Annotated in this window: 20 protein-coding genes, 1 tRNA gene and 2 pseudogenes; 5 read left to right on the forward strand and 18 right to left on the reverse strand. The window is 61.0% G+C overall.

Annotated elements, in window-relative coordinates; translation table 11 throughout:
• Positions 1–19: 19 nt before the first annotated feature.
• Together BJD12_RS09700 and BJD12_RS24580 are read right to left on the reverse strand one after the other, a co-directional pair.
• Entirely contained in the window at positions 20–250 is a 231-nt protein-coding gene (locus BJD12_RS09700) for a DUF1653 domain-containing protein (RefSeq protein WP_005988063.1), read from the reverse strand.
• Between the two features lie 388 nt (positions 251–638).
• Positions 639–803: a hypothetical protein gene (locus BJD12_RS24580; RefSeq protein WP_005988062.1), complete on the reverse strand. Its 165-nt coding sequence runs from the start codon at positions 801–803 to the stop codon at positions 639–641.
• Between the two features lie 309 nt (positions 804–1,112).
• On the opposite strand from BJD12_RS24580, the gene BJD12_RS09705 reads away from it, so the two are divergent.
• Positions 1,113–1,328, forward strand: coding sequence for a hypothetical protein (locus tag BJD12_RS09705; RefSeq protein ID WP_005988061.1), 216 nt, complete (start codon positions 1,113–1,115; stop codon positions 1,326–1,328).
• A 121-nt stretch (positions 1,329–1,449) separates the two neighbouring features.
• Here the strand turns inward: BJD12_RS09705 and BJD12_RS09710 are convergent, their stop codons facing one another.
• Positions 1,450–3,249 carry a chloride channel protein gene (locus tag BJD12_RS09710; RefSeq protein ID WP_050812833.1) on the reverse strand — a complete coding sequence of 600 codons (1,800 nt, stop codon included), beginning with the start codon at positions 3,247–3,249 and terminating at the stop codon, positions 1,450–1,452.
• A 237-nt stretch (positions 3,250–3,486) separates the two neighbouring features.
• Between BJD12_RS09710 and BJD12_RS09715 the strand changes: the two genes are divergently transcribed.
• Positions 3,487–4,035, forward strand: a complete 549-nt coding sequence (locus BJD12_RS09715) for a hypothetical protein (protein WP_005988059.1) — start codon at positions 3,487–3,489, stop codon at positions 4,033–4,035.
• Positions 4,036–4,065: 30 nt separating this feature from the next.
• On the opposite strand, the gene map is transcribed toward BJD12_RS09715, so the two are convergent.
• The 9 genes from map to BJD12_RS09755 all read right to left on the reverse strand — a co-directional run bounded on the left by map (position 4,066) and on the right by BJD12_RS09755 (position 9,774).
• Entirely contained in the window at positions 4,066–4,842 is a 777-nt protein-coding gene (gene map, locus BJD12_RS09720) for a type I methionyl aminopeptidase (RefSeq protein ID WP_005988058.1), read from the reverse strand.
• Complete coding sequence (locus tag BJD12_RS09725; RefSeq protein ID WP_005988057.1) at positions 4,839–5,066, reverse strand: ParD-like family protein; 228 nt, start codon at positions 5,064–5,066, stop codon at positions 4,839–4,841. The genes map and BJD12_RS09725 overlap by 4 nt, the downstream gene beginning before the upstream one ends.
• A 266-nt stretch (positions 5,067–5,332) precedes the next feature.
• On the reverse strand, positions 5,333–5,731 hold the full coding sequence (locus BJD12_RS09730) for a winged helix-turn-helix transcriptional regulator (protein WP_042827580.1): 399 nt from the start codon (positions 5,729–5,731) through the stop codon (positions 5,333–5,335).
• A gap of 80 nt (positions 5,732–5,811) precedes the next feature.
• Positions 5,812–6,357 (reverse strand): copper chaperone PCu(A)C, encoded by a 546-nt coding sequence (locus BJD12_RS09735; protein WP_005988055.1) that lies wholly within the window; start codon positions 6,355–6,357, stop codon positions 5,812–5,814.
• A gap of 99 nt (positions 6,358–6,456) precedes the next feature.
• Positions 6,457–7,176 (reverse strand): SCO family protein, encoded by a 720-nt coding sequence (locus BJD12_RS09740; protein ID WP_244149918.1) that lies wholly within the window; start codon positions 7,174–7,176, stop codon positions 6,457–6,459.
• The gene (locus BJD12_RS24215; RefSeq protein ID WP_126936579.1) at positions 7,173–7,391 is read right to left on the reverse strand and encodes a hypothetical protein; all 219 of its coding nucleotides are present in this window, start codon (positions 7,389–7,391) and stop codon (positions 7,173–7,175) included. The genes BJD12_RS09740 and BJD12_RS24215 overlap by 4 nt, the downstream gene beginning before the upstream one ends.
• 62 nt (positions 7,392–7,453) lie before the next feature.
• Positions 7,454–7,879 (reverse strand): DUF2946 family protein, encoded by a 426-nt coding sequence (locus BJD12_RS09745; RefSeq protein WP_058564012.1) that lies wholly within the window; start codon positions 7,877–7,879, stop codon positions 7,454–7,456.
• Between the two features lie 207 nt (positions 7,880–8,086).
• Entirely contained in the window at positions 8,087–8,632 is a 546-nt protein-coding gene (locus BJD12_RS09750; protein WP_005988049.1) for a cysteine hydrolase family protein, read from the reverse strand.
• A 149-nt stretch (positions 8,633–8,781) separates the two neighbouring features.
• Positions 8,782–9,774, reverse strand: a complete 993-nt coding sequence (locus BJD12_RS09755; protein WP_042827586.1) for a GlxA family transcriptional regulator — start codon at positions 9,772–9,774, stop codon at positions 8,782–8,784.
• A 115-nt stretch (positions 9,775–9,889) separates the two neighbouring features.
• Here BJD12_RS09755 and BJD12_RS09760 point away from each other — a divergent pair, with 115 nt between their 5' ends.
• The gene (locus tag BJD12_RS09760) at positions 9,890–10,747 is read left to right on the forward strand and encodes an NmrA family NAD(P)-binding protein (RefSeq protein WP_005988045.1); all 858 of its coding nucleotides are present in this window, start codon (positions 9,890–9,892) and stop codon (positions 10,745–10,747) included.
• A 1,302-nt stretch (positions 10,748–12,049) separates the two neighbouring features.
• Here the strand turns inward: BJD12_RS09760 and BJD12_RS09765 are convergent.
• On the reverse strand, positions 12,050–13,090 hold the full coding sequence (locus tag BJD12_RS09765) for a hypothetical protein (protein ID WP_039427789.1): 1,041 nt from the start codon (positions 13,088–13,090) through the stop codon (positions 12,050–12,052).
• A 410-nt stretch (positions 13,091–13,500) separates the two neighbouring features.
• Positions 13,501–13,743, reverse strand: a pseudogene (locus tag BJD12_RS24945) (DNA methyltransferase); the annotation flags it as partial.
• Here BJD12_RS24945 and BJD12_RS09775 point away from each other — a divergent pair.
• Positions 13,734–14,401, forward strand: a pseudogene (locus BJD12_RS09775) (contractile injection system protein, VgrG/Pvc8 family); the annotation flags it as partial. The pseudogenes BJD12_RS24945 and BJD12_RS09775 overlap by 10 nt on opposite strands.
• A gap of 168 nt (positions 14,402–14,569) precedes the next feature.
• Here BJD12_RS09775 and BJD12_RS09780 read toward each other — a convergent pair.
• The gene (locus BJD12_RS09780) at positions 14,570–15,409 is read right to left on the reverse strand and encodes a chymotrypsin family serine protease (RefSeq protein WP_005988039.1); all 840 of its coding nucleotides are present in this window, start codon (positions 15,407–15,409) and stop codon (positions 14,570–14,572) included.
• 579 nt (positions 15,410–15,988) lie between these two features.
• Between BJD12_RS09780 and BJD12_RS09790 the strand changes: the two genes are divergently transcribed.
• The gene (locus BJD12_RS09790; protein ID WP_074052556.1) at positions 15,989–16,222 is read left to right on the forward strand and encodes a site-specific integrase; all 234 of its coding nucleotides are present in this window, start codon (positions 15,989–15,991) and stop codon (positions 16,220–16,222) included.
• 56 nt (positions 16,223–16,278) lie between these two features.
• Here BJD12_RS09790 and BJD12_RS09795 read toward each other — a convergent pair.
• The 3 genes from BJD12_RS09795 to rpoD all read right to left on the reverse strand — a co-directional run bounded on the left by BJD12_RS09795 (position 16,279) and on the right by rpoD (position 19,063).
• Positions 16,279–16,354 (reverse strand) — tRNA-Ile (locus tag BJD12_RS09795).
• 346 nt (positions 16,355–16,700) lie between these two features.
• Entirely contained in the window at positions 16,701–17,024 is a 324-nt protein-coding gene (locus tag BJD12_RS09800; RefSeq protein ID WP_042827578.1) for a DUF6566 family protein, read from the reverse strand.
• A 164-nt stretch (positions 17,025–17,188) separates the two neighbouring features.
• A complete protein-coding gene (gene rpoD, locus BJD12_RS09805) occupies positions 17,189–19,063 on the reverse strand; it encodes an RNA polymerase sigma factor RpoD (RefSeq protein WP_005988035.1) in 1,875 nt (624 codons plus the stop codon).
• Between the last annotated feature and the right edge of the window lie 30 nt (positions 19,064–19,093).

Here is a 19,093-nt window from a genome sequence, read left to right on the forward strand (position 1 = left end):
ACATCACGGCGAGCGTCGATCACGTCACCAGCGCAAAGCGCGCCCGCATCATGCCCTCCACGTCCACCTGTTCAACGAACATCGCGTAAGGCCGCACCCACAGGCCGATCTCGCTGTCCAGCGGCCGATACAGCACCAGCGGCTCCAGCGTTTCGCTACTGCGCACAATCCCCAGCACCTCATATCGCCCGCCCTTGAAGTGGCGATACTCGCCCAACGTAATGGTGGGTAAAGGCGGCAAGGTGTCCATGGCTTTCAACGGTCGGCGGCCGTGCAGTGTAGGTCGGGCAGCGCCGGCTGACGAGCGGCGCACATGCGCACCCCGATCTGACCCGCGTGCATGCCGATCGGGCACGCGAGTGGCGCGCTGCATGGGGCACGTGCCGTTCCTGGCGCATGGGTTCGGGAGCGGCCCGGTGGCGCGCAAGCTCCGCGCATTGATCGAGGTTGCCGAGCGTTTGCCTGGACTTACGTGTGCCCTGACTTCACTAACCTGGATGCGCAACGCAACGTCAGCTCTGAGGTTGTCGACTGGATCGTCAAGGCGACATTTACCGACGGCTAGCGGCAACCGCGATTGCGGCTTTCAAAGCGCATTCACCGCACGCGCACGAGCTGTGCGGCTGTTGCCACCAGAGCTATTGGTCTTCGTCGAGATCGCCTTCGATGCTGTCGTCGTCATCGATCTCGCTGTCCTGCGCCGGGCCGTCCTGCAACAGGTCATCGTTCTTGCCGGGTGCCTTGACCCCATTAGGCGGGCTGGGGTCGCCGATCCGTCCGTTGCCAGTGTCTTGCGTACGCATGCTGATCTCCCGCGGCAGAAGGCCGCCTAGCCAGCCTCTTCCCGGCGCCGTGACGTGTACGTGTGGCTGACGTCGAGTGGTGCGCATCTTCCTCACTGCGCAAACACGTCCGAACCACGGCGCTTGCGACAGCGCTGGCCATGCCAAGGCTGGTCAGACACACGCCTGGCGTGGCTGGCGACGCACGCAGGTTTGGGGCGGGGTGGCCGCGCTGTGTCGTTAGATAACTGAGTCAGCCTGCATCACAGCGACCTTGCATCCACGCACTGTGTGCGGCCGTAGATAGCAAATTCCCATCGAGAAAGCCGTATGCCAAGCCTGCTCCGCGACCTGGAAGACCTGCTCGCCGCCTGGCAGGCGGAAGCACACACCTTCGACGCCTGCAACATGCCGGCGTCCGCGCTTGCCGTGCGCGATTGCCACCGACGACTCACCGCGTTGATGGGTACCCATGCCCTTACGCCAAGCACACCAGACCCTGCTTCGGCGGCCAGCGAGCACGCCACTTCGGCTGCTGCCTTGTAGTAGCACGCACGCTTGAGATTGCTGTCGGGCGCCCGTCGCCTGGCCGCTTTGCCTTGCATTGCCATCCTGTTGAACCTTCTGTAGCGACCAGTGCAGTTGCGTTGCGTCCGGATGGACCGCCTTAGTCGTCGCCGCTGGTCCGCTCGCCCATCAATTCGCGCTCGCGTTTTTCCAGTTCTTCGGCGTAGCGCTTGCGCACGAACCCTTCGGACAACACGCCCAGCACCCGGCGCTCGGTATCGATCACCGCCAGCTCATCGGCCTGCGTCGCATCGAAGACCTTCATGATCGCCACGATGTCGGTGTCTGCCAGCAACGCCGCATCGCGATGTTTGGCGTAGTCACTCACCGGTGCATCCGGCTGTACGTTGTCGGCATACAGCACCGCCAGCGGCACCACGCCGGCATAGTGCCCGGCCGCATCTTCCAGCACTACGCGCTGGGTCGAACCCAGCGGAAAGCGGCGCCGAAAGTCGCCGACGCTGATGTCCTGCGCGGTGTGGTTGGCATCCTTGCGCATCATCTTGCCGGCCGACAGATGGCGTACCCAGCCCACGTCGCGTGCGCTGCGGATGTTTTCGCCACGCAGATGCAGCCGCCAGGTCGAAAACGAATAGCCGAATACCTGGCGCACCACCGTATTGGCCACCAACACTGCCGCCATCACCGCGCTGGCCAGTACAAAGTCGTGCGTGCCCTCCAGGATCAGCATCGCCATGGTCATCGGTGCGCCCACGATCGCCGCCGCAAGGGCGGCCATACCCACCAGCGCCGCGCTGGTGACATCCACCGCCGCGGCACCTACCAACAGGTTCACGCCTACCGCGAACAGACTGCCGACCAACGAGCCCATGAACAGGGACGCAAAGAACAACCCGCCGCGGAAGCCGAAACCCAGCGAAATGCCAGAGGCAATGCACTTGAGCACCAACAGCGTAGCCAGCACCTGCAAGGTGGTGGTGCTGGTCATATCCAGGTGCAACGCGCCGTGGCCGGAGGACAGCACTTGCGGCGAATACATCGCCAACGGAATCAGCAGCAACCCGCCGATGACCGGGCGGCCCCACAGCGGCAGATTGATACGCCCCACGCTGCGTTCGATACCGGCCACCAGGCGCATCACGGCGATGCCGATCAACGCGCACACCAACCCCAGCGCAACGTAGATCGCGTAGTCGCGGGGCTGCAACTGGTACGCCACCGCCGCTGGTAACGAGTACGGCGCTGCACCTAGCGCGCTGGCCATGAACGCACCGGCCAGTGCCGCCGCCGCCACCGGAGCCAACGCCGAGGGCGTATAGGCGCCGATCACGATCTCGAACGCATAGAACGCACCGGCCAGCGGTGCACCGAAGGCGCCGGCGATGGCACCCGCCGCTCCGGCGCCAACCAGGGTGCGCATGTCCGCGCGGCGCACCCGCAGGATGCGACCGAGCTGCGAGCCGGCGCCGGATCCCATTTGCGTATAGGTCGCCTCCAACCCGACCGATGCGCCGAAGCCGTTGGACAGCAAGGTCTGCACCGCCACGATCAGGTTGTCGCGCATCGACATGCGCCCGCCGTGCAGCGCATTGGCTTCCACCGCATCCACCAGCGGCCGCTTGCGCCGGCGCGCCATCAACGCCACCAGGCCCACCAGCAGCCCGCCCAGCGGTAGCACCAGCAATTGCGTGGGCGTGATCGAGGTTGCCGTGCTGAGCCGTGCATCCGGCCCCAACCCGTACAACCAGGCCTGCAACGCGTGCGCGATCCCGGCCTGCAGCACCATCAATGTGGCAGCCACCAACCCCACCAGGGCCGCCAGACCGATGAACCACAGATCGTTGGCACGCAACTGCCGGCGCAACCACTCGACGGGTCGGCGCCACTGCGCGGTAGTAGACGGCTGCGCAGGAAGGATAGTGTGGGGCTGTGGCTGCATGGCACCAGGGGTTGCTGGATCAGCGCGTCGGACGTGGCGACGTTGGCGGTGGCATCTAGTGTGCATCAGTCTCGCTGACCTGATGCAATCCGACGGCCACAGGTCCGCCGCCTGCGGCGCGCTGGCGGCTTGATCGTCCTGTGCCGCGCGCGTGGTTGCTAGAGTCGGCACTGGCACCGTGGGACCGCAGTCCCTCGCCAACCCGCAGCAGTGTTCTACCGACAACAAGGAGCCTGGATGTTCACCCTGCTGCTGGTCGTGATCGCGATCGAAGGCGTGCTGTCGATCACCTGGAACCGCATGTACTTCGGATGGGGACTACCGGTGTTCCGCCGCCGGATTCCGGCAAGCCGTCAGGCGCTGGACTGTTTTTCATTGGCGCAGGTGGAACATGCGCTCGATCGGTCGCGCTGGCCGGAACTGAGATTCCATCCGTTATCCGAGCATGTCTACGCGTTTCGCGAGACATTTCTGGTGATCGTCGGCCCGGTGTACCCACCGATCATGCGCGGGCGCATCGCGGTCGACCGCAGGCAGCGCGAGATCACCATCACCGGCAGCTGCAACTGGACCATGGTGTATATCGTGATTGGGATCCTGCTGCCCGCAGCCATCATCAAGCCAGGCGTAACGCTGATGTTCGTTGCCCTGCTCATGGTGGTCTATCTGCTGCAACGCAGGCGTTTTATCAGTGTCGAGACAGCCGTACAGACACTGCTGCAGACCAACACCACCCCGCTCATCCCACGCGTGCCCGACACGCCCAGGCGCGCATCGCCGGAATGACAGCTGCCGCGCGCCGTGCGCTGTCGTGCTTCACTCTACCGGGCACAGCGGCGTTTCGTCGGGCCGCAGCGTGAGCACGCGCACGCCGGTGCGCGTCACCGCCACCGTGTGTTCGAACTGCGCCGACAGCTTGCCATCGCGTGTGTACACCGGCCACTGGTCAGGCTGCGAACGGATCGCCGCGCGGCCCTGATTGATCATTGGTTCGATGGTGAACACCATGCCTTCCTGCAACGCCAAGCCGGTTCCCGCGTGGCCGTAATGCAGGATCTGCGGTTCTTCATGCATCGCGCGTCCGATGCCGTGCCCACAATACTCCTTGACCACGCTATAGCCGTGGTCGCGCGCATGCCGCGCAATGGCATGCCCGATATCGCCCAGGCGCGCACCGGGCCGCACCGCAGCGATGCCTTTCCACATCGCCTGATAGGCGGTCTGCACCAGCCGCCGCACCGGATAGGCGACCTCGCCCACCAGATACGTCGTGCTGGAATCGGCGATAAAGCCATTCTTTTCCAGCGTGATGTCCAGATTCACGATCTGCCCGCTGCGTAGCACATCGTCCGCCGATGGCACACCGTGGCAGACCACGTCGTCGATCGATGCATTGAGCACGAATTCGAATCCGTACTGCCCCTTGCTCGCAGGCCGCGCGTCGAGCTCGTCCACAATCATCCGTTCGACAATGGTGTTGAGCTCCAGCGTGCTGCGTCCCTCCAGCGGCAGCCGATCCAGCGCATGAAAGACCTGCGCCAGCAGCTGCCCGGAGATCGCCATCAATGCGATCTCATCCGGCCGCTTGATCATGCGCGCCCTGGCTTTGCGGTGGGCGGCTTCAAGGCTTGCGGCCTTACCCCCGCCGCACGCAGCTCCTGCGCCACGATGTCCTGGAACGAAGAGTCCGGATGCATCTCGCACAACATGCCGACCTTGATCCAGAAATTGGCCTGCGCGTTGATCGACCGGCTGGTGACGGTACAAGCGCGCCGCAGTTGATCGTGCAGGTCGTCATCGATATTGACGATGCCCATGGTTGGCTCCTGGTATGTCGCGGAATATACATATCGTATACGAATCGTATATTCCACAACAACCTAAGTACTGGGATGCGCAGCAGGCGCGGCTTGGCGGCGATGCTCCAGCCGCAGATTGCGTGCTGGAAGAGTGGCTAATGTGCGTGCTCTGCTCACTGCTGCCTGTTTAGACTTGCGGCGGCCGGTACATCACGCATCGAAACAACGCCACGACATCGCCCGCAGTTGCAGACGGCGCCGTGGGCGCTAAGCCAAACACCTGCTCAGGACTTGGCGAGCGGGCAGCCGGCGGCAATCTCCCGCATGCTCATTGCCACGCCATCCGTTGGTTGGATGACCGTCGTGGCTTGCGCCGGCACCGACTCGCCCCATTCGCGCAGTGCATCGAAGACGCCGCGCAGCCCTTCGCCCAATGGCGTGAGTTCGTACACCACGCGCGGCGGCGTCTGCGCGTACGCGGTGCGTACCACCAGACCGGAGGCCTCAAACTGCCGCAGGCGGCTGGTCAGCGTATGTGCGCTGATGCCTTGCAATGCCTGCCTGAGTTCGGTGAACCGGCGCGGCCCGGCAAGCAGCTCGCGCACGATCAGCGACGCCCAAGGGCCCTCCAGCAATTGAAAAAAACGTGCCACACCACAACACGGAGCCTTTGACGTTTCCATTAACTGACTGATCCTGGTAGCGGACGACCCATGGCTGCCAGCACGCAGGGTGCTGGCAGGTTGCTTGCCAACGACATTGCCTAGTGCATATGCGCGTCATGCGACCCGGCATCGGGCGCCGATGCGCCCATCGGGCGAACGTCGAACTGCACCTCGACGCGCGGTGCATGCTCAAACACCAGCGTGGCCACCACCGGCTTGCCTTGTTCGAACGGCGCGTGCGGCGCGATGAACATCAAATGCGTGCCGCCATTACCCAGCACCACGTCTTTGCCCGGCGGCAAGACCAGCCCCTGTTCCAGATGGCGCATCTTCATCACGCCCGCATCCATCGTCATCTCATGGATTTCCACCTGTGCACTGGCTGGCGATTCCACCGCCACCAGACGATCCGGCGTTGCCGACTGATTCCGCAAGGTGAGGTAGCCACCTGCCACTGGCGCGCCCGGTGGCGTTGCACGCGACCACGCCCCGCTCGCCACCACGACAGGCTCCGGCGTCGGCGCCGCAGTCGAAGCAGGTGCCTCGGCAGCGGGTGCCGGGTTGGCCTCGGGCGCAGGTGTGCGCTCGCAGGCCACCATCGACAAGACAGACAACGCACTCGCCATCAGTAGATGCACTTTCATTTCGTTCTCCTTGGGTCGAGCCGTGCATGCGCCACAGCGCCTTGCATCGCGGTCATCGACGTTTAACTGCGGGAAGCCGGCAGGCCACTCTTGCTTCAGTCAGAGCACTTGCCGGATATCGTGCACAACCGAGTCCACCGTCTGCGCGTGGGCCAGGCCCACGCGCAGCTGTCCGTCGCGATCGAAGAGAAAACTGCGGGTCGAGTGATCGATGGTGTACGTCGGGCCCATCGGCACCTTTGCATAGCTCACCTTGAGATTGCCCGCGGCCACGCGGATATCGCCCTCGCTACCGGTCAAGCCGATAAAGTCCGGATCGAATGCCCTCACGTAGGTCCTGAGCACGTTTGGCTTATCGCGTTGCGGATCCAGTGTGGCAAACGCGAACTGCACCTTCGCGGCATCCGCACCCAGCTTGCGCTTGACCTGCGCCGCACGCGCCAGCGTCGTCGGGCATACATCCGGGCAATGGGTGAAGCCGAAGAACAGCACCAACGCCCTGCCACGGAAACTGCGCAATGGCCGTGGCGTGCCTTCGGTGTCGTACAGGTAAAAATCCATTCCGCGCGCCATCGCGCTCAGATCTGCACCATTGGGAGCAGCCCCACTGCCCCATTGCCCACATCCGGCCACTATGCAGACCAGACACCCCAGCATCACCTGCGACAATCGTCGCTTCCACACTAATCGCATTGATCGCATCCTGATGCATATCCTTCCGTTGAGAGCGGCCTTGTGTCTGCCGTTCCATTCCGCACCATGCGCTGCAGGCGAGCTGCGCTCGGCAGCGGGTGCGCACGCATAGGTGATGAGTTTCATTCAAAGCCGGCCGGCGGTTCTGCGCAAAGTGCATGATCCGGTGAGTGCAGGCGCGATGCATCGTCGCTCGCGTCGTCCTGAAATACGTGTCGCAGTTCGCTCGCGGCAAGCCGGCGCATCTGGGCAGTGGTCATCAGCGCTAGTGCCGGCACCAGCGTCACAAGGGCAAGGCAAGGCGTCGCCGCCGCACGGGGCGGCAAGGCAAAGTACGTCATCTACATGCTCCAAAACATCCAACGTCACACCCGTAGGCGGGTGCAGCTCTCGACCCGATGTTTCAGGCAAACAGCGGTGGACCACGTGGCGCATGTGCCAGCCTGCGTGCGGCTAATCGAGGCGCGGCGGCCAAACGCTCAGGCGCAAGCACGCCGCGACTGGGCGCAAACAGCACGCACGCCATCAACAGATACGGCAACAGCCGCGCCGCGAGCAGGCAGTACTCGCACGTGGGCACATGACCGCCATCGGCCTGATGCAGATCGTGTTCGGCGCTCAGCCATCGCTTGGCTGTCCCAACCTGCGCGCCTGCTGACCACTGCGCAGCATGTGCATCGCCACCCGCCGCAGCCCTCACACCCGCTTGCCAGGGTTGGCTGTGGCAAAGCGGCCCGTCCAGGAAGCCGGCGGCGTTCGAGAGCGAGCGGCTTACCAACGGCGCGACCAGCAACAGCAACAGCGCCAGGCAAGCCAGGCGCTGCATCATGCTGAACAAGGGCGAGGGACCGAGGTGCACGGGCGAAGTGTAATGAAAAAACGCCACGCGACCTGCGACCCTTCGTCGCAGCCTGACGCTTGGACGCGTGCGGCGCTGCGCGCTGCAATGTACGGCGCACCCCGTCCCGGGCCAAGCGCAGCTCGCTCAGCAATCGGCCCACGCATCAGCACCCAGCGCCGCTTGCGCGCCACTGTCTCACTGAGCCTGCAGGTAGTCCCGCGTGGATCGCACCGCCGCATAGCCAAACTGAAACGCGGCCATCATCGTCGCATGCACGTGTGCCGCCGGCACCTTGGTGTCACCGAAATCCAGATCCATCGTGGCGCAGGCATCGTGCAGCACCGTCACCGTGTAGCCCAAGTCGGAGGCAGCGCGCACGCAGGCATCCACGCACATGTGGCTCATCGCGCCAACAATCACCACGTCCGTTACACCATGTTGCTGCAGTTGCTGCGCAAGCAGCGTCTCGCGAAAAGCATTGACGTGCCGCTTGACGATGACCACTTCGCCATCGTGTGGCGAAACCGTATCGTGGATCTGCGCGCCTCGCGAACCGGCCACAAAGAACGCGGCATCTGCAGCCGCCTCGTGACGCACATGCAATACCGGAACGCGCGTAATGCGCGCATTGGCGATTACCGCCAATGCGTTTGCGGCCGCAGGCTCGATCTCGCTCAACGGCAGTTTCCCGCCGGGGAAATAATCGTTCTGCAGATCGATGACAATGACGGCCTTGCTCATGGTGTTTCTCGTGTTGAATGCCATGCACCAGCATGCGCTAGTACCGTATTCACCACGAGTGGCGCCGCCGACATCATCGGTCCTGTAGCGACATTTCACCAACGCCACACGTGTTGGAGGCACGTCAAGTAAGAAACCGGTCGGTAAGCTCAGCTCGCCCGGGCACTGCTTGCGCCTGCAAATCGCCGCCGATAGTCGCTGGGCGACAGCCCAAGAGTGCGCTTGAATACCTTGCGAAACGCCGCCGACTCCTGGTAGCCGACCTCCCACGCAATCGCGTCGATGGTCAGTACGTTTGCTTCCAGCAAGGCTCGTGCCCGGCCGATCCGCAGCCGCTGGCCATATTCAGTGCTGGTCATGCCGGTGGCCTTCTGGAACCGACGCAAGAAGGTGCGTGCCTCCAGTCCCGCCTGTGCGGCCAGACTGGTCAGCGCCACATCCTGCGCGCCGGTCTGCTGCAGCCAGTGCTGCACCCTCAAGATAGCCGCGTCGCCATGCGTCAAACGCGGGGAAAACACGCTGTAATAGCGCTGCTGCCGGCCCGGCGGGTCCACCAGCATCACACGTGCGGTTTCCAGCATGATCGCCGGTCCCAGCAGGCGGTCCACCAACCGCAGACCCAGGTCGGTCCAGGACATCACACCACCTGCGGACATGATATCGCCCTCATCGATCAGCATTTCGTCCGAGTCCACACGGATCGCCGGAAAGCGCTGCTGCAGCGCGTCTGCGTGTAGCCAGTGCGTGGTCATGCGACGTCCGTCCACGACGCCAGTGCCGGCCAGCAGGAATGCCCCCGCGCATACCGAGCACAGCATCGCGCCCCGGGCATGCTGTCTGCGCAGCCAGTCGATCAGGCCAGCGTTGCGCTGCTCATCAGGCACATCGACCAAACTTGGCGGCAGGATCAACGCGCAAAGGCGCGCGCCGACGTGTGTGTCGCTCTCAAATACACATGACGGCACCGCGGTGGGTGTTGCCTGCTGCCAATGCGTGACCCGGATTGCCGCGCCCTGCGCTGTACCGCGCGTGCCCGCGAGCCGATTAGCCACCGTAAACAGATCGGTCAGTCCGAGCACGGCCGCCTGCTGCGCATCGGCATACAACACCACGCCAATCTCGATCCCTTGCTTGAGTGTCATCTCGTTCTCCATGCGGACATGCCCTCAGCGACTTGCCATTAGTGCAGTTGAAGTAACCGAAGCACGCCACGCATGCTCCTTCACAGCTTTCCCTCACATCCACAGGAGTATGCCAATGACTTACATCATCCATGGCGCCACCGGCGCACAAGGCGCCCCGCTGCTCAACGTGCTGTTGCAGGCCGGCAAGCACGCTGTGGCCGCAGTACGCAACGCCAACGCGGCTGCCGGTCCTTCGGTGCAGATCGATAATGGCTCGACCCAGTCGTTGACCGAGGCCTATCGCAGCGCGCACGGCGTCTTCGTGCACCTGCCTCAAGCGCCCGAAGACGTGCGCGTGGCCTACGCCACCAACATCGTCCAGGCCATTGCCGCCGCAAAGCCTGCGCGTGTGCTGATTTCCACCAGCGGCAGCATCGTCGACGAGCCGGGCAACCCCTTGCAGGCAGCCCCCGACTCGGCGATCGCCCTGCTGATCGATGGCGTGCAACGCAGCGGCGTCTCCAACGCCATCATCGCCCCGCGCCTGTATCTGGAAAACCTGCTGCTGCCCATCGTTATCGACGGCGTGCACGCCAACGGCGTCCCCGGTTACCCGATCCGGGAGGATTTCCCGGTGTCCTGGAGCTCGCACCTGGACATCGCCGACGTCGCTGCGCAGCTATTCGAGCAGCCCGCCATCAGCGGCGTGGTCGGCATCGGCCAGCTACCTGGCCTGCTGGGCGCAGACCTTGCCGCAGCAATGACCAAACACTTCAAGCGCGATGTCCACTTCCGGCCTGTGCAACCCGAAGCCTTCGGCGAGCAACTGCAACCCCTGCTCGGCCCCGCTGCCATGGCCGTCGCCGGGTTCTACCAAGCCCTTTGGCAAACCCCTGCCAATACCATCACCCCCGCCACCAGTGCCCAGCAATTGCTGGGTAGCACACCGCGCAGCGTTGAGCAGTGGTTACAAGATCTGCTCGGCACATGATGACGGCATAGTGCAGCCATTACCCGGATGCGCCGGCGGCGCGGCACAGGCATCGCTTAAGCCTGCTCCGCCGGCACGCGTAATCGTGCGTGCAAATGAGTAGCTACCGGTATAACGCTACGCCTCCGCAAGCATGCGACCAAGCGGCGGCATGATCATAGACGTCCATACCTGCCGGTACCGCGTTGTCGTGCCTGCCACGTAACTGCACACAGCAGCTTGTGCTTGGCGCATCCTGGAAGGCTCGATTACACCTCTGAAGCGGTACGGTCTGGCTCCACCGCCGTGCAGGCTCCCTCAAAGGTTTCAGAACCTTTCAACGTCATGAACCCACTGTGCCGATCTATCGAAAGCTTGGGCCATTCATGCCATTGAACTTGACCGCGCCTTGGATCCGGTTCGGCGTGATGCTTAGATCTTGCAGCTGCCACCAGCCACCGTCGCCACTTCTTGGGATAGGGGGCCATGCTTTTAGGTGGTCTGATCCGCCCAGTGCCATGATGGATGTCGACCTGATACGTCGCCCGCACCTACTCACGATCGTAACTGACGCCATCAATCTGCACTCACTTCTGATCCCACTCGTGACCATAGGCAGTGTGGCTTGCCACATGCTCTCCATTTCCTGAGCAAATCAGATCGAAGTCCGTGCGTGCGAGGCCGCTAGCTTTGATGGCCTCATTGGACGGCGATGCGCAAAGCATCATTGTGGTCCGGCGGCGTGTCTGCATGCATGAGGCCGTACAGTCGATGTTCTCACGGGGCTGCGCAAGCAATCGCACCGCGATGGAGCGGCATGATGAATACCGCGCACGTAGTCGCTTATCCAGAAGCCGCCACTACGCGATCAACACAGAGGAAGATGGTTCTGATAGCTTCCCGAGCCACAAAGAGGCACTTGGATGCGCGTCCAAGTGCCTGCTTTCTGTTGGTGGGCCCACCAGGATTCGAACCTGGAACCAAAGGATTATGAGTTAGCACTATTAATCCTAAAAATCAGTAGCTTGCAGGGCGTATTTTTCCCGGAAGCCAGGCCGTGAGGCCTAGTGCGCGCTGGGTCGTCCCGCCAATTTTCCCGATCATCCCAGTTAGCGACCTCGCTCTAGATAGCTCCGAAACGCGATCTGCGGGCCGTCACCTCAGCCCTGATTCTGGCCTAGTGGCACCCAGCCCACCTGACGGCGCCATTGGTCCTAGACCAATGAATTGCGCAAGGTCTAAGGCAACCGCTCGGTGCGACTCGATTAGATTCCGCTGCAAGAACAACGCCTGGGAAGACGGAACCTTCCCAGACGCAAACAGTCAGTTGCTTTGGAGGAAACTGATGCCGGGAGACGTACCACCAAAGGCGTTACAGCTACCGCGTGTCAGATTGTTCTGCTCGAACGTGGTGCCGGCATCGCCCAGACAGGCTGGGGCATTTGTCGTCCCATCGTTTACGGCCAGGTTTACCGAGACGCGTGAGCCTGGATTGAACGACACAGTCTGCGTATTGGCGCCGTTACCGAAGACGTTGAATTCGGACTGGCGCCAAATCTTATTGATGCTCACAGTGGAGGCGCTCTGGCTCACGCTATAGGCTCGCCCGTTCACCGAGAACGTCAAGGTGTCCACGCCCCCTGAGGTTGCCGAACCTGTCAACTTGACGCCGCCAATGCCCGACACTGGTACTAGAGGTACAGTCACCGAGTCACTATTGATCACGCATGCGTTGCCTTCGTAGGCATCCCAACCGGATGGGCAACCGACCGCGTCGTACTCTGAGGAACTGTCGGCATAGACCCAGCTTTCGATGAAGATAACGGGTTGGAAACCGTTACTGGAATTTTCATCTGAATCGCTCGAGTAAACGTACTGTTGCCAGGTTTTGCATGAAGAGAAACCGAACTGCGCACAGGCGGCAGGATTGCTTGCATTATCGGTGTTGATCTGTAGAGAATACTGGACCACACCAGTGGTCACGCCGCTTACACCCGGGAACGAGCCAACGGCCGAGCGGGTAAGCCTGCTTGAGCGCGCTGCATAATCGTGACCGTCACCCGTAATTAGCGCCCTGTCAGCGTTGGTAGTTATAAGGCCGTTGCCGTTTGCAACCTGGTGCGAACCCATGACTAACTTCGGCTGCGCCCCGCAGCGTACCGCCTGCCAACCCGTGTTCGGAAATGTCGAACGAAAGCAGCCCTCCATCGCAGGAACCTCTTTCATGATCGTAGCTTCCCACGTAGACATAGCCTCAGCGCGGCCAGCATCGTTATTTCCGGAGACCTGCGCTGCTGCGCTTGTGCTAGCTAAGCATCCTACGATACAGGCTCCAAGCATGTATTTCGATTTGGGATTATTCATGTTTTGTTCTCGTGAGTTTGGAGTTAATAATCATCCTCTATGGTTAAACGTTGAAGCACCCAAATCAGAAGTCGCAGTTGTTTTAGCGAAGCAATGATTTCCGGGTAAATTATTATGCCGACTCGGCCACATCCACATGAAATAGCGTGAGACCAAGGCTGTATAAGCGACGTTGCACCAAAAGCCTTTTTCCTGCATTAATGCGGCCGGCGACACAATTGGATGTGCCAAGCTGCAGTTAATTCACTGCGCGACCAAGCAACTGCCACCGCACCACCATGACAGGCTTTATACTCACAATGGCTGGTGAGCGAATGCAGTGCTTCTACAAAGACAGCACATGTGGATGATGGGCAGAGATATTCCAGCAGGACGTGGCCGCCCCGGAGAGGGTGGCCACAGTGCTTAGCTTATAGCTGAGAGACTCGGCTATTGGTGACCTTGGCATAGTGCTCAGTCATCTCCACACCGGTCCAGCGATAACCCTCCAATACTGCTGCAACCAATGTGGGTTCCGCTCCCCGCAAACGGATCAAGCACGTGTCCGCCTGCCTCGCAGATCCGCACCGCATCAATTCGGTAGGCTTGCCCGTCAGATGATGTTTGCCAGCTTTGCGCACCGACTCGCGAATCAAACCGGGTAGCACAGGGGCGCACACGCCGCGAACGCAGCTGGCACAACACCACGCTGGGCGCAGTGCTCAACACGTTGGCCGGCGAACACGGACTGACGCCTCGCGTCGCCGAGGCATTGGCGCGTACCAAGCTGCCGCACCTCGACCAGGCGAACGAGAGCGACATGAATTTACTGACGGGGCTGGGGCAACGGTTCGATGCGGTCGCGACGGTCAAAGCCGGGGCGCTTCTGTTTGCACCGATTGGTGCCGGCACCACAGTGAGCGGCAGGCCGCTGCCGACTGTCACCCTCACACGACGAGACGGCGACCAACACCGCTACTCCGTGGCCGACCGTGATGCCTACACCGGCGTGCGTGTTTACTGGGTGGACAAGGGCAAGGCGCGGCGGCAGTCGGTGCTCGTAGGCACCGACGACAATGCCAAGCGTCTGCGTGAGTCGTATGCCGATGAGTCAACGGCACGCCAGCATGCACACGCGGAGCTGGAGCGGGTGAAGCGTGGCTTGGCGAAGCTCGATTACACCCTGGCGATCGGACGGCCCGACATGTGTCCAGAACAGCGTGTCAGGCTAGCCAACTTCAAAGGCGAGGTTGATTTGCAGGATTGGCTAGTGCCAAGGCCACACATCGACTTAGTGGCGAAGGCCCACTGACGCAGCTGGAACTAGAATCAAAGTGCAAGGTGAGACCAAACTTAGCCTCTGAAAATCTTACGAGATGCTGCTCGACCTCCTATCTTTACGGCGCTCGCTTTCCTCCTGGTTAGCCGCCCCTCAATCAGGGGCGGCGACGTCACGGACTTAAGAGCAAACTCTCAACCAACCTAGATTGACTCGCAATATCAGTTGGGGGGTGCAACCTCATAGTCAGGCTGCTCATGAAAAAACTGGGCAGTAGAGGTATACAACATCATATTCAAATTCGACGCGTGCCCTTTTATGATTCCATGCATAACGCCTGAAGTGTTAACCACCGGGCCACCGGAATCACCTGGACCTATGAGGTCGCCGAAATCGGCCGTTGCGCCAAGTAGTCCGGCAGTAATAGGGTTTTCCGCAGGAATTCGAGCGTCCGTCCAGTAGCACATCACGTCAGTGGTTCTACCGCTTGTGCAGAACCGTTCGGTCGCGGATGCGGGCGCATGACCGCTCACAGCTATCGAAGCAAGCCCCCCATCTCGTGAACGATAGAGAGCAGCTCTTGAGAGCAGTACTTTTCCGAGCGCACGCGGCTCATACCTCGAAACGATTGAGCAGGTAAGCCCTGTTGATGGTGCTGAGCAATGTCGATAACTGTGGTTAACTGGCTCGACCCGAATCAATTCAAGATCTGAAACATTTGACTTCCAAGAAACGTAGCCCAGGTCCGATCCTCTGACCGAAACCGAGCTATTGTATTCACCACAATGGCCAGCGGTTAGAACGAATCTCACCGCCCGCCGATATGGAGTTAGGTTGGCAAGAAAGCCTTTTTGCTTGAGCACAAGGCCCGCCGTACACTCGTTACCAAGGCTCATTGTCAGAACGGTGCCACCGATAACTGGTTGATGGAGTCGCGCCGGATCAATAGCCAGTGCGGAACCAGACGCGAATAATGCTAATACGCTAGCAACTAAAATATAACGATATGGCTTGGACGTTTTGCGATCCGCATAGTGTCCCGCAACCAGGCAATTCGTCATTTGGAAAATTTCTGTGGAGGTATCGTTAAAACAATAGCCCACGCCCCCAACGAAATTGATAAAAGAGCGAAAATATAACGCACAAAACGAAAATCCCCCCTGGAAATATTTAATATTACCCCAAGATACCTTGGGAATAATTCATATACCGTACCGATATTTACGTTTTGATATAGATTCATAGATCATGACATGGACTACAGAACTCCAGCTCCAAGAACGCAGGAATAAGTTCGCCATGGATCAAGAGGCTTCACCACATCGCTTGAACTGGAAAATGCGTTGTGCGCCTTCATTGCCGCCCCTGCGACAGCTGCGTTTCGGCGGCGACTGGCAGCAGCAGCGTGCCGTCGCCCGCAACTCTGCACTGGCGCATTAGGCTCTGCGCGTAGGAAGTTGCCTCCACGTATGAAGTGAATCCTGTCATCGGCAATCTGTGCTGCCGTAGCGTGATACCACCACTTCTAGAGACGAGGATTTCTGCGCAACATTTGTCCCCGAGCCGGAAAACGTGTGCGGTTAAAAGGTATTCGCCGGACAGGCGAACCATTACATCATCCATGTGCGACCGGTAATCCCATGGCTAAGTCATCGCTGGATAGCGCCTGGCAGCGATTCATCAAGCTCGCAATGACAGAAGGGATCATTTCAAAGCAGAAGCGCTTTTCGCTGCATGGCCTTAAGCATCGAGGCACTACTGACACAGTGGGTAACCGGGGCGACAAACAAGACGCTGCAGGGCACGTGACACCAGAAATGACCGGCCGCTATGACCACGCGTTGCCCATTGTAAAACCGCCAAAGCGCAGCTAATTTTCCCGTTGGCCTCAACTCAAGGCGCTTTGGCAGGACATAGGCTCTTGATTTTATGGTGGGCCCACCAGGATTCGAACCTGGAACCAAAGGATTATGAGTCCTCTGCTCTAACCGTTGAGCTATAGGCCCTGCTGCACAGCGCTCGCTGGTGCCGCATGCAATGCGTCGGGCCCACAGGAGTTGGGCAAGTTTACCTGTCTGTCCGCGCGCTTGTCTGCCGCGGACCCACCTTCTCTGCGTATCGGTATCTTGCGGCGCGGGCAGTGACTCCACTAGTCCGACGTGCACGCACATCTGGACACGCTCGCATACCTACACAGAGGCCGCGTCTCCAATCGGCAATTCCTGACCAGCGTGCCGTCGCCACGGGACTTCGATACCTGCCCGGCCCCAGCAGCTACTTACGCACCTGTCCACAACGAGGTGCCAATGCCCGCACACCACCTACGCGCTATGCGCCTACCACCCACAGCTATCACGCATCCGCTGTCTCACGCTGCTTATCGATCAGCTGGCGCCCTGCAAGAAATCCCTGCGCGATCGCGTCCTGGTAGGTATCCCAGGTCTCGGCTTGGTCGTTAATGCGTGGCAGGCGCTTGCTTCCGCCGTTGGCGTAAACGTCCACCCACAAAGTCCACTTAGCGGTGGGCGAAGCCTGTTCGACGCGTACGCGGATCTCATGATCACGGTACGTGGTCGTTTCGAAGCGGCTCTGTCTGCTCATCGGACGGTCTCGGGTTCCTGTCGCGCTCGAACTTACAGCGCAGGTTGCAATCTCGCGTGAGATTGAAGGAAACATCCACTTAATAGTGCGTTGCGGTGCGGCTTCGTCGCAAAGGCGTGAAGCCCTGCGCCCTAACTCTGCCCCTGCTTCGGCAAGAGATCGCCGGACAGGTGGCTGAAACGCAACAGCCCCGCATCTGCGGGGCTGTTGTGGGATCACTCTCCGACGACGATATGAGGTCAGTCGATGTCCAGGAACGAGCGCAGCTGTTCCGAACGACTCGGGTGACGCAGCTTGCGCAACGCCTTGGCCTCTATCTGCCGAATCCGCTCGCGGGTGACGTCGAACTGCTTACCGACTTCTTCCAGCGTGTGATCGGTATTCATGTCGATACCGAAGCGCATGCGCAGCACCTTGGCCTCGCGCGGGGTCAGGCCGGCCAACACGTCGCGCACCGTCTCGGAGAGATTGATGTTGGTCGTGTTGTCGATCGGGGACTCCACATTGGTGTCCTCGATGAAGTCGCCAAGATGCGAATCCTCGTCGTCACCGATCGGGGTTTCCATCGAGATCGGCTCCTTGGCGATTTTCATCACCTTGCGGATCTTGTCCTCGGGCATGTCCATTTCCTTGGCCAGCTCCTCAGGCGTGGCCTCGCGGCCGAACTGCTGAAGCATCTGGCGGGAAATGCGGTTCAACTTGTTGATCGTTTCGATCATGTGCACCGGGATACGGATGGTGCGCGCCTGATCGGCGATCGAACGGGTGATGGCCTGACGGATCCACCACGTTGCATACGTCGAGAACTTGTAACCGCGACGGTATTCGAACTTGTCCACGGCCTTCATCAGGCCGATGTTGCCTTCCTGGATCAGGTCGAGGAACTGCAGGCCGCGGTTGGTGTACTTCTTGGCGATGGAGATGACCAGGCGCAGGTTGGCCTCGACCATTTCCTTCTTGGCCTTGCGCGCCTTGGCTTCGCCATAGGCCATCGCGCGGCTGATTTCCTTGATCTCGCCCAGGGTCAGGTAGTTGGCCTTTTCCATCTCGATCGAGCCCTGCTGCTCGGAGACGATCTGATCCTTGACGTCGCGCAGCGCCGACGACCACTTCTGCTTGCGCTTGAGTGCGTCCTCCACCCATTCCAGGTTGGTCTGGTTGCCTTCCCAGGAGCGGATGAAGTCCTTGCGCGGCATGCGCGCCACGGTGGTCGCCAGGTGCAGCACCTTGCGCTCGTGGTCCTTGATGCCGTTGACCACGCCACGCAGCTGGGTGACCAGTGCGTCGGTCAGCGGCAGCGGCAGCTTGAGCGTGGTGAAGATGGCGGCGATGTCTTCGCGCGCCTTGACCACCAGCTTGTGCTCGGCGCCGTTCTTGGCATAGATCTTCTTGAACTTGGCGTATTCGTTGGCCAGGTTCTCCATGCGCGTGGCCACTTCCACCGGGTCCGGACCGGTCGGGCCGGCCTCTTCTTCGGCAGCGTCGTCATCGCCATCTTCGTCGTCGTCTTCATCGACGGCGTCTTCGTCCACGGCGACCGGGCCGGCAGCGGCCAACGCGGCAGCGGCGGCATCGGCTTCTTCGATCAGGTCGTTGAAACCGACCACGATCTCGGCCAGACGCTTCTTGCCTTCCTTGTGCGCTTCGTAATCGGCGAGCAGCATTTCGGTCGACAGCGGGAACACGCCCAGTGCTGCCTGGACCTGGCTCAGGCCTTCTTCGATGCGCTTGGCGATGGCGATTTCGCCTTCGCGGGTCAGCAGCTCGACCGTGCCCATTTCGCGCATGTACATGCGCACCGGGTCGGTGGTGCGGCCACCTTCGGTATCGAGCGCGGTCAGCGCTGCGGCGGCTTCTTCGGCGGCAGTGTCGTCAACCTCGCGGTTGCCGGTGTTGCCGTCGTTGAGCAGCAGGGTTTCGGCATCGGGGGCAACTTCATGGACATCGATGCCCATGCCGTTGATCATGCTGATGATGTCTTCGATCTGCTCCGGGTCGACCAGGTCGTCGGGCAGATGGTCATTGACTTCGGCGTAGGTCAGATAGCCCTGTTCCAGGCCCTTGCTGATCAGTAGCTTGATGTCGGATTGCTGGGCAGGACGTTCGTTGGCCATGAGTGCTCGCGCCACCGGCTTTGAGATTGG

Origin of the sequence: Xanthomonas vesicatoria ATCC 35937, from assembly GCF_001908725.1 — a bacterium.
Taxonomy (GTDB): Bacteria; Pseudomonadota; Gammaproteobacteria; order Xanthomonadales; family Xanthomonadaceae; genus Xanthomonas; species Xanthomonas vesicatoria.